The sequence below is a fragment of the Leifsonia sp. A12D58 genome, from assembly GCF_047530025.1.
GTDB lineage: Bacteria > Actinomycetota > Actinomycetes > Actinomycetales > Microbacteriaceae > Cryobacterium.
Window position 1 is genome coordinate 689,711 of the sequence record NZ_JBLJAT010000001.1, and the last position, 14,539, is coordinate 704,249.

11 protein-coding genes are annotated in these 14,539 nt (G+C 61.5%); 5 read left to right on the plus strand and 6 right to left on the minus strand.

All coding sequences use genetic code 11. The annotated features are described in order from the left end of the window. Positions 1–6: 6 nt before the first annotated feature. The 4 genes from ACMT3I_RS03360 to ACMT3I_RS03375 form a co-directional block, all read right to left on the minus strand. Positions 7–687 (minus strand): energy-coupling factor ABC transporter ATP-binding protein, encoded by a 681-nt coding sequence (locus ACMT3I_RS03360; RefSeq protein ID WP_414803017.1) that lies wholly within the window; start codon positions 685–687, stop codon positions 7–9. After that, positions 684–1,298, minus strand: a complete 615-nt coding sequence (locus ACMT3I_RS03365) for a biotin transporter BioY (RefSeq protein WP_414803018.1) — start codon at positions 1,296–1,298, stop codon at positions 684–686. Before ACMT3I_RS03365 ends, ACMT3I_RS03360 begins: the two co-directional genes overlap by 4 nt. A gap of 66 nt (positions 1,299–1,364) precedes the next feature. Further along, positions 1,365–3,170, minus strand: coding sequence for a glycoside hydrolase family 15 protein (locus ACMT3I_RS03370; RefSeq protein WP_414803019.1), 1,806 nt, complete (start codon positions 3,168–3,170; stop codon positions 1,365–1,367). 56 nt (positions 3,171–3,226) lie between these two features. Further along, positions 3,227–5,512 (minus strand): glycosyltransferase family 2 protein, encoded by a 2,286-nt coding sequence (locus tag ACMT3I_RS03375; protein ID WP_414803020.1) that lies wholly within the window; start codon positions 5,510–5,512, stop codon positions 3,227–3,229. Between the two features lie 223 nt (positions 5,513–5,735). On the opposite strand from ACMT3I_RS03375, the gene ACMT3I_RS03380 reads away from it, so the two are divergent. Then, the gene (locus ACMT3I_RS03380; RefSeq protein ID WP_414803021.1) at positions 5,736–7,253 is read left to right on the plus strand and encodes a chitinase; all 1,518 of its coding nucleotides are present in this window, start codon (positions 5,736–5,738) and stop codon (positions 7,251–7,253) included. Positions 7,254–7,285: 32 nt separating this feature from the next. On the opposite strand, the gene ACMT3I_RS03385 is transcribed toward ACMT3I_RS03380, so the two are convergent. Then, complete coding sequence (locus tag ACMT3I_RS03385) at positions 7,286–7,702, minus strand: hypothetical protein (protein WP_414803022.1); 417 nt, start codon at positions 7,700–7,702, stop codon at positions 7,286–7,288. Between the two features lie 115 nt (positions 7,703–7,817). Beyond that, positions 7,818–8,006 (minus strand): hypothetical protein, encoded by a 189-nt coding sequence (locus ACMT3I_RS03390; RefSeq protein ID WP_414803023.1) that lies wholly within the window; start codon positions 8,004–8,006, stop codon positions 7,818–7,820. Between the two features lie 193 nt (positions 8,007–8,199). On the opposite strand from ACMT3I_RS03390, the gene ACMT3I_RS03395 reads away from it, so the two are divergent. From ACMT3I_RS03395 to ilvN, 4 genes are read left to right on the plus strand one after another with little or no spacing between them, the layout of a single operon-like run. After that, a complete protein-coding gene (locus ACMT3I_RS03395) occupies positions 8,200–10,395 on the plus strand; it encodes a bifunctional alpha,alpha-trehalose-phosphate synthase (UDP-forming)/trehalose-phosphatase (RefSeq protein WP_414803024.1) in 2,196 nt (731 codons plus the stop codon). Between the two features lie 31 nt (positions 10,396–10,426). Continuing rightward, positions 10,427–12,121: a dihydroxy-acid dehydratase gene (gene ilvD / locus ACMT3I_RS03400; RefSeq protein ID WP_414803025.1), complete on the plus strand. Its 1,695-nt coding sequence runs from the start codon at positions 10,427–10,429 to the stop codon at positions 12,119–12,121. 44 nt (positions 12,122–12,165) lie between these two features. Continuing rightward, positions 12,166–13,971, plus strand: a complete 1,806-nt coding sequence (locus tag ACMT3I_RS03405; RefSeq protein ID WP_414803026.1) for an acetolactate synthase large subunit — start codon at positions 12,166–12,168, stop codon at positions 13,969–13,971. 2 nt (positions 13,972–13,973) lie between these two features. Next, positions 13,974–14,483 carry an acetolactate synthase small subunit gene (gene ilvN / locus ACMT3I_RS03410; protein WP_414803027.1) on the plus strand — a complete coding sequence of 170 codons (510 nt, stop codon included), beginning with the start codon at positions 13,974–13,976 and terminating at the stop codon, positions 14,481–14,483. Positions 14,484–14,539 lie beyond the last annotated feature (56 nt).

Consider the following 14,539-nt stretch of genomic DNA (forward strand, 5'->3'; position numbering starts at 1 on the left):
AACCGATCATGCCAGCAGCTCTCGGTAAGCGCTGAGCGCAACCTGCGGGGTGTCATCTGCAACGACACGGCCATCTTCGAAGACAAGTACCCGATCGAATCGGTCGAGCAATGCCAGCTGGTGGGTGACAATGATGACCTGCTGACTCATCGTTTCGAACTGTTCTCCGATCAGTCGAGCATTGCGCGCGTCAAGCAGAGTTGTCGGTTCGTCTGCCACAATCACCTCTGGTTCGGCCACGAGTACGGAGGCCAGCGCCAGAAGTTGCTTCTGCCCCCCTGATAAACGGTGGGCCGGGTGGTCGGCGTGGGCGGTGAGCCCGAAGCGGTCGAGGGAGGCAGCTGTCCGTGCTGCACTCTCGGCTGCAGTGAGCTTGTGTCTACGCAGAGTGAATGCCACGTCTTCCTGCACCGTCGGCATCACGATCTGATTGTCTGGGTTGGTGAAGATGAAGCCGATGCGGCTGCGAATAGCCTTCGCATTCCGTGCAACGTCGAGGCCGTCGACAGACACCGTGCCGGTATCGGGGGTGACGAGGCCGTTGATCAGGCGAGCGAATGTCGACTTGCCCGATCCGTTGGCGCCGACGACACCGATGCGGTGCTCCGAGAGCGTGAGATTCAGGTCGTCAAGGACACGACGATCGCCGAACGAGTGCGAGACGCCGTCCAAACGGATGATGCTCACGGGGTGACCTGGGTGGAAACTGCCGTCTCCCGGCGCGAACGCCAACCGCGCGGAGCGATCAACCCGGGGTATGCCTTGTGCACCTGGCGGGCAACCAGAACCGTCACGACCGCCTTGAGCACGTCGCCGGGCAGGAACTTGAGGCTGTCGATGAGTGCTGCCCACAACGGCATTCCGAGGTTCAGTGCGGTGACCGGAACTCCGATGAGGTACACGGCAACGATCCCGCCGAGGAGCGTGGCGCCAAGGGCCGGCCAGAACGGATAGCGCGGAAGCAGGCGGGCGGTGAAGAATCCGATCACCACGACGCCGAGCAGCCAGCCGTATGGGTAGCCGGCAGACGGAGAGGTGGTAAACCACACCAGGCCGCCGCGTCCACCGGAGAACAGCGGTAGCCCTGCGGCGGTCAGCGCCAGAAAAAGCAAGACCGCAAAGAAGCCCTTGCGGGCTCCGAGGATCGCACCGGTCAACATCACGCCCAGTGTCTGGAAAGTGACGGGTACGGCACCTGCACCGATGCTGAGCGCGCCAGGCAGGCCGAGGGCTGCGATGAGGGCAGCGAAGATTGCGATCTGGGCCAGGTCTCTGGCTGTCAGCGTACGTGAGGTCATGTCTTCAATTTAGGATCCGGCGTTTGGAGAGTATCGACGAGGATCTACAAAGAAATCATTGGTTTTCTATAAGGTTTGATTTTCGACGCGCACGAGGACCGGCGCGGCCACTGCAATGGCATCGGCCGCCCGCACGAGCGCCAGGTGGGACAGCGCCTGAGGGGTGTTGCCCGCCTGATGCCCCGTCGTCACGTCATACTCCTCAGATAAGAGGCCGACGTCATTGACAAGCCCGACAAGCTTGTTCATTAAAGCAACGGCATCCTCACCGCGCCCCGAGGTCGCGTACTGTTCAACCAACCAGAACGAGCAGGCCAGAAACGGATGCTCGCCGGGCGCCAGACCGTCGACGGCGGGATGCGTGCGATAGCGAAGCAGCAGGCCATTGCGCATGAGATCGCTTTCGATCGCAGCAACTGTGCCGAGCATCCGAGGATCGGTAGCTCGGCAGTAGCCGACCTGGGGAAGAGCGAGCAGCGAGGCATCGACGTCGTCTGAACCGAAATACTGCACATAACTGTTGCGCTGGACGTTGAAACCGTGTTCCTCGATGTCGCGGCGCACTTCATCACGAAGGGCGCTCCACCGCTTGAGCGGTCCGACGAGGCCGAACTCGGTGACCGCACGCACAGCGCGATCGAACGCTGCCCAGACCATGACGCGTGAGTGAGTGAACGCTCGAGCGGGGCCGCGTACCTCCCAGATGCCGTGGTCTTCACGACGCCAGTTGTCTTCAAGGAACTTCATCAGAGCCCGTTGGAGTGGCCAGGAGTACTCGATCTCATCGACGCCAGCCTCCCGCGCCGCGTGCAGAGCGATCATCACCTCGCCGATGACGTCGGCCTGGAACTGGGTGACAGCACCGTTTCCGATCCGCACGGGAGATGCGCCCCTGTACCCGGGCAAGCTGGGGACCTCCTGTTCAGGCAGGTAGCGTTCGCCGGCCAGGCCGTACATGATCTGCACGTCGTTTGGGTCGCCTGCGATGGCACGGAGCAACCAGCCGCGCCAGGCTTCCGCTTCGGTTTCGTATCCGTGTGACAGCAGCACTTGCAGCGTGAGTGCTGCATCACGGAGCCAGACATAGCGGTAGTCCCAGTTGCGAGATCCACCGAATTCTTCTGGTAGTGACGTTGTTACTGCGGCGACAATCCCGCCGGTGGCCTCGTGGGATAGCGCGCGCAGTACCAGCATCGACCTGACGACTTCGGCATGGAATCTGCCGTCGTGGCTGCAGGTGCGCGCCCAGTCGTTCCACCAATCGGCAGTTCTCTTCATCACCTTCTGAACGTCGACAGGGCCTGGTGTGCGGTGGTGGGACGGATACCAGGTGAGCTGCAGATCGACTTTCTCGCCGGCATCGACGGTGAAGTGGGACTCGTGGCGGTTATGGTCAGCGCGCATGTGTGGCCCGCGGATGACGATCGCGTCTGGGCCGGCGATGGCGATGATGCCGTGAGTGAGTTCGCCTGTGAGCTGCCGGACCCACGGAACGACAGAGCCGTATCCGAACCTGAGTCTGAGATCCTGCTGCATGTTGACGGTGCCCGAAATTCCGCGTACCCAGCGCACGACATCGGCGCGGTGGTCGCCGTGCGGCATGAGGTCGAACACCTCGACCCTGCCGGTGCTCGTCGTCCATTCAGTGCGCAGGATGAACGTGTCGTCGACGTATGACCGGGTGCAGGTCGCTGTCGGATCGACGGGGGCAAGAAGCCACCTGCCTTGATCTTCGGCACCCAACAGCGCTCCAAACACGGAAGGGGAGTCGAACCGGGGCAAACACATCCAATCGATGCTGCCGTCTGTTCCCACCAGCGCAGCTGAGTAGCTGTCGCTGATGAGCGCATAGTCCTCAATATTGAGTGCCATCTCTTCATCCTGACACGAGTGAAGGAGATGGCACTCAGAAAAAGTTGCTCTGGCTGCTAGCGGCGGCCCACCCGACGACGACGGTCGTTCTTGCCCCGCAGATCGCGGTTGAGGCGTCGGTCACCGTGGTAGAGAATGGACGACCAATCGATCGGCTTGTTCGGATCGACGACGGGCTTCTCTGTTACTGCCGGAGCCTTCTTGTCGACGTACAACCAGCTGACGATGCCAAGCCATGTGTCGACGAACGAGTTGCGGATGCCGATGTAGACGACAGTCGCATAGGCGGCAAGCGTCGCGTTGAATGCGGCGAACAATGCGTTGCCCCAGTTCTGCGCGTAGACGTCACGCACGAGCGTCAGGAGCGAGAAAGCAATGATCAGGTACGGCACGACGACGTAGAGCACAGGGGCCGCAGTGCGGTCCTTGACCTTCGGCGTGCGCACGAACGGAATCTTTTCACCGGTGAGCGCCTGCTGGATCGACTTGAGCACTCCGGCCAGGTTGACAGGCAGGAGCACCAGGTTGAAGCCGTAGATACGCAGGATGTCGCTAAAGCGGTGACCGCAAGCGCGCAGGTCGGCGCCCATCGCCAGGAAGTACGGCAGCGCGGCAAGGAACACGACAGGGGAGAGGAGTCGACTGTCATACGGATAAGCCAGCAGGAACAGCAGCCCGAAGCTCGCCCACGCGATGGATGCCATGTAGTTGATGCGTAGCCACAGCTCGCGCATCAGGATGCGTTCGCGGCGGAACTTGCGTTCTCTGACCTGATCCCACAGCTTGGGCAGGATCAGTAGGCCACCGTTTGCCCAGCGACGACGCTGTACGACGAGCGAACCGAAGTCGGGGGGCGTTGCCGAATAGCTCAGGCGCTCTGGGTAGTTCATCAGGGTCCAGCCGTGAGTGCCGAGGTCGACGCTCGATTCGGTGTCCTCGATGACAGTGCGGTCCTGGATGTATGTGGCGATCTCGAATCCGCCGATGTTCTCGATCTCGACGATGTCTTCGATCGCGCGCTTGCGGATGACGGCGTTTGCACCGACCCAGAAGGTAGCGCCGTAGTAGCTCATGCCCTGGTGGAGGATGTGCTGGAGGTCGGTGGTGGCTCCGGCAATGCGCTCGATTCGGGTCGGAGCGCCGCGGAACGATGAGTACGGAGTCTGGGTGACGGCGACACGCTCGTTACCAGGTTCTTCTAAGTAGTAGACCAGGCGTAGGCAGTAATCGCGCAGCAGCAGTGAGTCGGCATCGAGGGTCAGCAAGTACGGGCTGTCGGCAACAGCGAGGTCGGCGTCGGATGCATCAGCAGTCTCGCGGAGCACGACACCGTTGGCCGTCTCTTCTTCACGCCAGTTGCGTCCCATCAGGCCGATGTACGAATTGAGGTTCATTGCCTTGTTCGCCTCGTGCGAGAGCGAGGCATACTTCTTGCGCTGGAAGCTTGTCAGCTTCGCGGTGAACGTCAGCTCGAGTCTGCGGCGCATCTCGAAAACACGATCGATGTCTGGGTACTCCCGCTGGTCGAGCGAGGCGTTCAGCGCGAGCAGGTTCAGCCGGAGCTCAGACGCGAGCGCCATGAGTACCTGATCGATGAAGAACTCATCGACATGGTCTTCCATCGGCTCGTCCGCTGCCATCTCTTCAAGCCAGACAGCGGCGTACTCGTAGTCGGCAGCCAGCTCTTCGACGTGTCGACGCTCTAGGGATACGCCACCGGCGCGCTCGGCGCCCAGCTCTTCTCGTGCTGCAGCGAAGCGTGCTCGAGGCGCTTCGAGCGCACTCTCGATCTCACCGGGAATGCGCAGCGTTGCCGCGAGACGTTCGCGGTCACTGTCATTCGCCTGATGGGGAGAGTCGTCGACGAGCAGAACGATACTCACGTTCGGGAACTCCTGCAGCGCAGCTGACCACAGGGTTCCGCGCACCACCGCTGGTTCTTCTGCGTATGAGGGCACGAGCACGGTGACGGCACTGTCGTAGTCGCGGAAGTGCCGATCGAGTTCAGCGCGGGGAACGCGGACATGGTCGCGGAAGCGATACAGCGCACCCTGACGGGCAAGGAGGTACATGAATGCTGAGAACGTCAGGAAGGTGACAACGATCAGGTAGCCGATCGCTTCCATGGTGAAGCGGAAGCCACTGGGGTTTTCGATGAATTCACGGACGATCGTCGTGAGCACATAGCTCAGCCAGAAGAGCACCGTCGCAAGCATGGCCAGTCGGCCCCACATGATTTTGCTGGCGCTCGGCCGCGGATGCATGATCGACAGTGGTTCTGAGCGGCGCTCGGAACCCCACTGGCGTTTTCGCGCGCGCGTTTGCTCCACTTGGATAGTCATATTCCCTGTTGTCCCCGTATTTTCGTTCTTCACGTCGGTTTAGAGGATACGGGACAATGAGGGCGCTTCAGATATGCGACTATGGGTCGAGGAGTGATTGTGCCCGAACGCGTTCGCCTCCATATCTTTCCCATCCACTCTGTGAGGTTTTGTGTCTTCGCGTTTTCCGAATCGCCGACTGTCTATAACGCGCGTCACCGTGTTGCTGGGAATCATTGCCGGCGTGGGATTTGCTGGATTCCAGGGCTGGAAGTGGTTCGAAAACGAGACGTCACCCACCACTGACGCCTGGTTCGGCAGCTATGTAGATGTCACGGCGACTCCGCAGTTCAACTTCGGGTCACCCCGAACGGATGCTGACAAGAACGTCGTACTGTCGTTCATCGTCGCCGACAATGACGACGCCTGCACGCCGACCTGGGGTACTGCGTACACGCTGCCGGAAGCCGCAGACCAGCTGGATCTCGATCGCCGTCTTGCGCGACTTGAGCAGCAGGGCGGACAGACAATGGTGTCATTCGGCGGTGCGATAAACGACGAACTGGCGATCACCTGCACCAACCCCACAGAGCTGAAGAAGGCATACAACGCGGTCATCGACCGCTATGACATCTCGTCCATTGACCTGGACATCGAAGGAAGCGCACTCGACAACACCGCTGCAAACGAGCGTAGGGCTACCGCGATCGCGCAGCTGCAGACAGAGCGCGCTGCAGCAGGCAAGCCTCTCGCTGTCTGGTTCACACTTGCCGTCACCCCAGACGGCTTGCCGATCGCAGGCACAGACCTGGTCGCTGGAGCGCTCAAGGCCGGCGTTGAGATCACCGGCGTGAACGCGATGACGATGGACTTCGGCAGCAGCAAGCCGGACAAGCAATCAATGATCGATGCTGTGACCTCGTCGCTGACCGCCACCGAACGTCAATTGGGTGTGCTGTACAGCCGCGCTGGTTTGAACCTGACTGAAACCACGTTGTGGAACAAGGTAGGCGCAACGCCCATGATCGGCCAGAACGACGTTCCCGGTGAAGTCTTCACGCTTGATGACGCTCAGGCGCTGAACACATTCGCGCTCGAGAACAAGGTCGGGCGAGTATCGATGTGGTCGTCCAACCGCGATCAGAGCTGTGGCCCCAACTACGACGATGTCAGCAGGGTCTCTGATTCCTGCAGCGGTATTGAGCAGGGGGAGAGCAGCTTCTCCGCCATTCTCGGCGACGGGTTCACGGGGACTCCTGACTCTGGCGCCGGCATCAAGACAACTGACTCACCGAAATCGGACGAGGACCTCGCCGATGACCCGGCTACGAGCCCGCACCCGATCTGGTCTGCCGATGCGTCGTATCGTGCCGGAACGAAGGTTGTCTGGCACCGCAACGTCTATGAAGCCAAGTGGTGGACCAAGGGAGACCTGCCTGACAACCCCGTGTTGCAGTCGTCAGAGACCCCGTGGCTGCTGATCGGCCCTGTGCTGCCCGGCGAGACACCGATTCCGGTTCCGACGATTGAGCCAGGTACCTTTCCTGAGTGGGATGGCAACACGATCTATCTCAAGGGCCAGCGGGTCCTGTTCGACGGTCTTCCCTATGAGGCGAAGTGGTGGAGCCAGGGTGACAGCCCCCAGGCGGCAGAAGTCAATGCAGACGGATCGCCGTGGATGGCTCTGGATGCCAGGGACGTGCTGAAGGAACTGGGAGCCAGCAGCGCGGAGCCCGCAGTACCAGCAGCAACTACGCCGTAGCGAAAGCCGTTAGTCGTTGGCCGTAGCGAAAGCTACGCGACGAGCCGTTCGTGAAGCTGGGCGTCGACGATGTCGGCGTCCAGCGTTGCAGCACTGTCGTCAGCCGTTGTGACAACTGCCATTGCCGTGGCGCGCTCAATCGGATCGGCCCAGACCGAGATAGGTGCAGGAGTCCACGGAAGCGCTGCGGGCTCGGCGGTGACTTCACCACGAAGGATTGCCTTCTGAGAACGCAACTGTGCTGCGAGGATCTCGGCGATCTGGTTCGTCTTCAAGCCGTGGAAGATAACGTCTGTGTCATCTTCGGTGCGAGGAGTGAGCGTCCACGACCCACCAACGCCGATAAGTTCGGCAAGCGTGGTGTGGATGGTCTCTAAAATCTGCTCATCGCTGAGTTCGGGGGCCGCTGGTTGGACAACGGGGGCGACACGACGCCGACGACCGAACATGATAAGCCCCTCTCACTCTGACTACAGGCACTGATACAAGTGTCTGTCACGAGAGCGAATTGGCACCCCTGACACGCCGCACAGTCATGAGAGGGCAGTAAAACAAAGGGGTGTGTCAGCTGTCTAGGCGTCGCTCCTTGGACTCCTCGACAACTGTGCCGATGGCGATGGCAGCACCGATCGCCCAACTCACCCACATCAGGATGAGTCGCCAGTCTTTTGGTCCGTGCCTCGTGGCCTGGACGGTGCTCCACCCGCCTGTCAGGACGCTGAGCATGGCCGTGCTGAAGATGAATTTTCGCATTGTTGCCTCCGTGTTCAACGCTACCGGCAACCGCGACCGGTCGACCACAGTGCCCCAAAAATCATCCACTGGTAGTCTGGAATGAGCAGCAAGGTGCGAACCCAAGCGCTCGCACCGGAACGGATGTGTCATCGCAATTCCAGCCGAACTCAGAAGGCCACATGCGAACTCAGGGACCTTTTCCCTCGTAGTGGTGTCCAACCGTCTTCCCGTCGATCACTTCGTGAACGACGACGGAACCGACGGGTGGTCTACGTCGCCCGGTGGGCTGGTGACAGCACTTGAGCCCTTGATGCGCGCCTCTGATGGCGCATGGGTGGGCTGGCCCGGCGTCGCTGACAAAGAATTCGAGCCATTCGAGAACGACGGAATCTCAATTGTTCCCGTCACGCTGAGTAGCGCAGAACTCGAAGAGTATTACGAGGGGTTCTCCAACGACACTCTCTGGCCGCTGTACCACGACGTCATTTCCCCTCCTGCGTTCCATCGTGAGTGGTGGGAAGCCTACGTGCGCGTCAATCGACGATTCGCCGAGGCTGCGGCAGCAGTGGCGGCAACAGGGGCAACTGTCTGGGTGCACGACTACCAGCTTCAGCTGGTGCCGCGGATGCTGCGCAGCCTGCGTCCAGACGTCGTGATCGGCTTCTTCAACCACATTCCTTTCCCGCCCTATGGCATCTACTCTCAGCTGCCGTGGCGCAAGCAGATCCTTGATGGACTCCTGGGCGCTGACCTCATCGGATTCCAGCGCATCGCAGACGCCGGAAACTTCACCCGCGCAGTGCGCCGGTTGTTCGGCTATGCCACGCGTGGTGCCGCAATTGACGTCGTAGATCCCGATGGCCGACCGCGCCGGGTGATCGCCAAGCAGTTCCCGATCTCGATCGATGCAGCGAGCTTTGAGAACCTGGCCAGGCGTCCCGACATCCAGGAGCGCGCCAAGCAGATCAGGGAAGACCTCGGAAATCCGAAGACGATCATGCTCGGCGTCGACCGCCTCGACTACACGAAGGGGATCGGCCACCGGATCAAGGCATACGGCGAACTTCTGCGGGAGGGTCGACTGAGCGTCGAAGACGTGACACTGGTGCAGGTCGCCAGCCCGTCGAGAGAGCGTGTCGGGGCATACATGGCCCTTCGTGACGAAATCGAGCTCGCCGTCGGTCGCCTGAACGGTGACTATTCAACGATCAGCAATTCGGCAATCAGCTATTACCACCGCGGCTACCCGCGTGAAGAGATGGCCGCACTGTACCTGGCCGCGGATGTGATGTTGGTGACCGCACTCCGCGACGGGATGAACCTGGTGGCGAAGGAATACGTCGCAGCCAGGTTCGACGCAGACGGCGTGCTGGTGCTCAGCGAGTTCGCCGGAGCTTCTGACGAGCTCAAACAGGCAATACTGATCAACCCGCACGACATCGAGGGTGTTAAGAACGCGATCATGCAGGCAGTAGAGATGCCCAAGCGGGAGCGGTCGAGGCGGATGCGTGCACTGCGCAAACGCGTCTTCGACAACGATGTGGCTACGTGGTCGGCCTCGTTCCTTGAGACGCTCACCGGGGGAGCCGCCGTTCAGGGCGGGGTGCCCGAGAACCTGGTCTCTGCGCTTCGTGAGCTGTCAGCAAACGAAACGCTGCTTGTCGCGCTCGATTTCGATGGCACGCTCGCGCCGCATGTCGACGAGCCAGACGATGCCAGGGCGGTCGAAGGTGCCCAGGATGCAGTGAAGCGACTTCTTGAGCTTCCCGGGGTGCGGGTCGCGCTGGTATCCGGACGGGCATTGGTCAGTCTGCGCCAGGTCGCCGATCCTGCTGACGGCGTTCTTCTCGCCGGCTCCCATGGCATTGAAGTGCAACTCGACGACTCTGGCCTCGAGATTGACCTTGACAGTGCCGAGCTCGAGCAGCTCGAGACGCTGGCCAGGGTACTTGAGCGCATCAGCGGTCCCGTCGCGGGAACCTGGATTGAGAAGAAGCCTGCAGGCCTTGCCCTGCACACTCGACAGGCAACGCCAGAAGACGGAATCGGCGTGCAGCGTGAAGCAAAGGCCCAGGTCGAAGAACTGCTGCCCGGCCTCACGATTCGTGACGGAAAGAACGTGCTCGAGTTCTCGGTGCGCGCAAGCACCAAGGGTGATGCCCTCGCACAGCTGCGCGAGCACACCGGGGCAGATGCGGTGTTCTACGCCGGCGACGATGTGACAGACGAAGACGCATTTGCTGAGCTCGGTCCCGACGATCTGGGCTTGAAAATCGGTCCAGGCGCCAGTGGAGCGCGGTTCAGGGTTCGTGGCCCTGAGGAGGTGGCACAGGTGCTCGCATTGCTTGCAGACTTCCGTGCATCCGCCGATGCGCATGGAGAAGCCAATGGTCCGAGCGCGGAATAGAGACAGCGTGCGGAGGTTCTAGACTCGTTGCATGTCTGAGTACGATCTGAAACCACGAAGCCGTGTTGTGACCGACGGTATTGAAGCGATGACCTCACGAGGCATGCTTCGTGCCGTCGGAATGGGAGATGCCGATTGGGATAAGCCCCAGATCGGTATTGCGAGTTCGTGGAACGAGATTACGCCGTGCAACCTGTCGCTTGACCGGCTTGCACAGGCCTCGAAAGAGGGCGTGCACTCTGGCGGTGGCTACCCGCTGCAGTTCGGCACAATCTCCGTTTCAGACGGAATCTCCATGGGGCATGAGGGCATGCACTTCTCGCTGGTGTCCCGCGAGGTCATCGCCGACTCTGTTGAGACGGTGATGATGGCAGAGCGCCTCGACGGCTCTGTGCTGCTCGCGGGCTGCGACAAGTCGCTGCCCGGCATGCTGATGGCCGCAGCCCGTCTCGACCTGGCCTCGGTCTTTCTCTACGCGGGATCGATCGCTCCCGGCTGGGTGAAGCTCTCCGACGGCACCGAAAAAGACATCACCATCATCGATTCATTTGAGGCGGTCGGCGCGGTCAAGGCCGGTCGGATGAGCGCAGAGGATGCCAAGCGCATCGAATGTGCATTCGCACCGGGCGAGGGTGCCTGCGGTGGCATGTACACCGCAAACACCATGGCGTCCGTCGCTGAGGCGCTCGGCATGAGCCTCCCTGGATCCGCTTCGCCGGCATCCGCTGACCGCCGCCGCGACTACTACGCCCACCGCTCAGGTGAGGCCGTCGTCAACATGCTGCGCCTCGGCATCACTGCCCGCGACATCCTCACCAAAAAGGCGTTCGAAAACGCCATCGCCGTCGCCATGGCCTTCGGCGGCTCCACCAACGTCGTGCTGCACCTGCTCGCCATCGCCAACGAGGCAGAGGTCGAGCTGACCCTCGACGACTTCAACCGCATTGGTGACAAGGTTCCGCACATCGGCGACCTCAAGCCGTTCGGCAAGTACGTCATGAACGATGTCGACCGCCACGGCGGTGTTCCCGTCGTCATGAAGGCACTCCTGGAAGCCGGGCTGCTGCACGGTGACGCGCTCACCGTGACGGGCAAGACAGTTGCTGAGAACCTCGCCGAAATTAGCCCGCCCGCGCTTGACGGCGAGGTCCTCCGGACGCTCGATAACCCGATCCACCCGAGCGGCGGCATCACGATTCTCAAGGGCTCATTCGCCCCTGAAGGCGCTGTGGTCAAGACAGCCGGCTTTGACGCTACTGTCTTCGAGGGCCCTGCCCGCGTGTTCGAGCGCGAACGCGGCGCCATGGACGCCCTGACAGAAGGCCGCATCAACAAGGGCGACGTCGTCGTCATCACCTACGAGGGCCCCAAGGGTGGGCCAGGCATGCGGGAGATGCTCGCCATCACCGCCGCCATCAAGGGCGCAGGCCTCGGCGCCGATGTACTATTGTTGACTGACGGTCGATTCTCAGGCGGCACAACCGGACTGTGCATCGGCCACATAGCACCCGAAGCGGTGGACGCAGGTCCCATCGCCTTCGTGCGCGATGGTGATCTTATACGGGTCGATATCGCAGCTCGCACGCTTGACCTACTGGTCGACCCTTCCGAGCTGGCCGCCCGCCGTGAAGGCTGGGCTCCGCTTCCTCCGCGCTATACCCGTGGCGTCCTCGCAAAGTACTCGAAGCTTGTGCACTCAGCCGCCGAAGGCGCAATCACAGGCTAACTCTGCGCTTACCATCCGCATTCAATGTAGGGATCTGATCACTCATGACCACGGAATCATCCGCCGTGCCAACCCCCTCCGCTCCGCCATCGACTGAACCGCCGTTGCTCACCGGCTCCGGTGCGATCATTCGTACGCTTGAACTGCTCGGTGTCACCGATGTCTTCGGACTTCCCGGTGGCGCTGTCATCCCGCTCTACGACGAGCTCATGACGCAGGACGCCGTCAGGCACATCCTGGTTCGTCACGAACAGGGTGCAGGTCACGCAGCAGAGGGCTACGCCTCGGCATCGAACAGGGTCGGCGTCGCCATCGCGACATCGGGCCCCGGTGCCACCAACCTCGTCACCGCAATCGCTGACGCGTACATGGACTCCGTTCCGTTGCTCGCCATCACCGGGCAGGTGTTCTCGACCCTGATGGGAACGGATGCCTTCCAGGAGGCCGACATCGTCGGCATCACGATGCCGATCACGAAGCACTCGTTCCTGGTGCGCAAGCCAGAGGATATTCCGGCTGCCATCGCATCCGCTTTCCACATTGCATCGACGGGTCGTCCAGGCCCTGTGCTCGTGGACATCACGAAGGATGCCCAGCAGAACACTGCGCCGTTCATCTGGCCGCCGAAGCTCGACCTGCCCGGCTACCGGCCGATAACGAAGGCTCACGGCAAGCAGGTTCAAGCCGCAGCGCAGCTGCTCGTCGACGCCAAGAAGCCGGTTCTCTATGTCGGTGGTGGTGTCATTCGGGCCAAGGCCTCTGCAGAACTGCTTGAGCTGGCAGAACTGACAGGCGCACCCGTCGTAACGACGCTGATGGCGCGTGGCGCGTTCCCCGACTCGCACGAGCAGCACCTGGGCATGCCCGGCATGCACGGCACCGTTCCCGCAGTCCTTTCACTGCAGGAGAGCGACCTCATCATCGCGCTCGGCGCGCGCTTCGACGACCGTGTCACCGGGAAGGCCTCGGAGTTCGCACCGAACGCCACCATCGTGCACGTCGATGTCGACCCGGCTGAGATCTCGAAGATTCGCATCGCCGATGTGCCGATCGTCGGCGACGCCAAGGACGTGATGGCCGACCTGTCAATCGCATTCGCCGAGGCGATGAAGGCATCAGGCACCTCACCTGACACCGCTGATTGGTGGACATACCTCAACGGACTGCGCGACGAGTTCCCGCTCGGCTACTCGGAGCCCACCGATGGTTTGCTTGCACCGCAGTACGTCATCAAGCGCATCGGTGAGCTCACCGGCCCTGAAGCCGTTTACGCTGCAGGTGTCGGTCAGCACCAGATGTGGGCTGCCCAGTTCATCAAGTACGAGCGTCCGAACTCGTGGCTGAACTCGGGTGGAGCCGGCACCATGGGCTACTCAGTTCCGGCAGCCATGGGCGCCAAGGTTGCAGAGCCAGACCGGGTTGTCTGGGCGATCGACGGCGACGGATGCTTCCAGATGACCAACCAGGAGCTCGCAACCTGCACGCTCAACAACATCCCGATCAAGGTTGCGATCATCAACAACTCGTCGCTCGGCATGGTGCGCCAGTGGCAGACCATGTTCTACGACGGACGCCACTCGTTCACCGACCTCAACACCGGACACGACACCCGCATGGTGCCCGACTTCGTGAAGATGGCCGACGCGTACGGTGCCCTCGGCATCCGGGTGACGAGCGCAGACCAGGTCGATGACGCCATCAAGCTCGCGCTGGCGACCAACGACCGGCCCGTCGTCATCGACTTCATCGTGAGCCGGGATGCCATGGTCTGGCCGATGGTGCCGCAGGGCGTCAGCAACAGCTTTGTTCAGTACGCAAAAGACAAGTCACCGACCTGGGACGAGGAGTAAATATGAGCACACACGTTCTGAGCCTCCTCGTAGAGGACAAGCCAGGCCTCCTGACCCGCGTCGCAGGGCTCTTCGCCCGTCGCGGCTTCAACATTGAAAGCCTGGCCGTCGGCCACAGCGAGATCGAGGGATTGTCTCGCATCACGATCGTTGTCGACGTTGAAGACCAGCCGCTCGAACAGGTCACCAAGCAGCTGAACAAGCTGATCAACGTGATCAAGATCGTCGAACTCGATCCGGCCCAGGCTGTGCAGCGCGAACACCTGCTGATCAAGGTGCGCGTCGACAACACCACGCGGTCGCAGGTGCTGGAAGCAGTAACCCTGTTCCGTGCCCGCGTCGTCGACGTGTCGACGGATGCACTCGTCATCGAGGTCACCGGAGATTCCGGCAAGACCCAGGCGCTGCTGCGCGTGCTCGAGCCCTACGGCATCAAGGAGATGGCGCAGTCAGGTCTCCTGGCCATTGGCCGTGGCTCGAAGTCGATCACCGATCGCGTTTTCAAGAACTGAATTTCCGCGAGGCCCTTGGGGGTCTCGACATGCTTGACCAACGATAAACACAAGGA

Excerpts from the sequence above, each read along its gene's own strand:
- ilvD (WP_414803025.1), top strand. The coding sequence starts at position 10,427 with ATGTCTGAGTACGATCTGAAACCACGAAGCCGTGTTGTGACCGACGGT.
- ACMT3I_RS03365 (WP_414803018.1), bottom strand. The coding sequence starts at position 1,298 with ATGACCTCACGTACGCTGACAGCCAGAGACCTGGCCCAGATCGCAATC.
- ACMT3I_RS03375 (WP_414803020.1), bottom strand. The coding sequence starts at position 5,512 with ATGACTATCCAAGTGGAGCAAACGCGCGCGCGAAAACGCCAGTGGGGT.
- ACMT3I_RS03385 (WP_414803022.1), bottom strand. The coding sequence starts at position 7,702 with ATGTTCGGTCGTCGGCGTCGTGTCGCCCCCGTTGTCCAACCAGCGGCC.
- ilvN (WP_414803027.1), top strand. The coding sequence starts at position 13,974 with ATGAGCACACACGTTCTGAGCCTCCTCGTAGAGGACAAGCCAGGCCTC.
- ACMT3I_RS03390 (WP_414803023.1), bottom strand. The coding sequence starts at position 8,006 with ATGCGAAAATTCATCTTCAGCACGGCCATGCTCAGCGTCCTGACAGGC.
- ACMT3I_RS03405 (WP_414803026.1), top strand. The coding sequence starts at position 12,166 with ATGACCACGGAATCATCCGCCGTGCCAACCCCCTCCGCTCCGCCATCG.
- ACMT3I_RS03370 (WP_414803019.1), bottom strand. The coding sequence starts at position 3,170 with ATGGCACTCAATATTGAGGACTATGCGCTCATCAGCGACAGCTACTCA.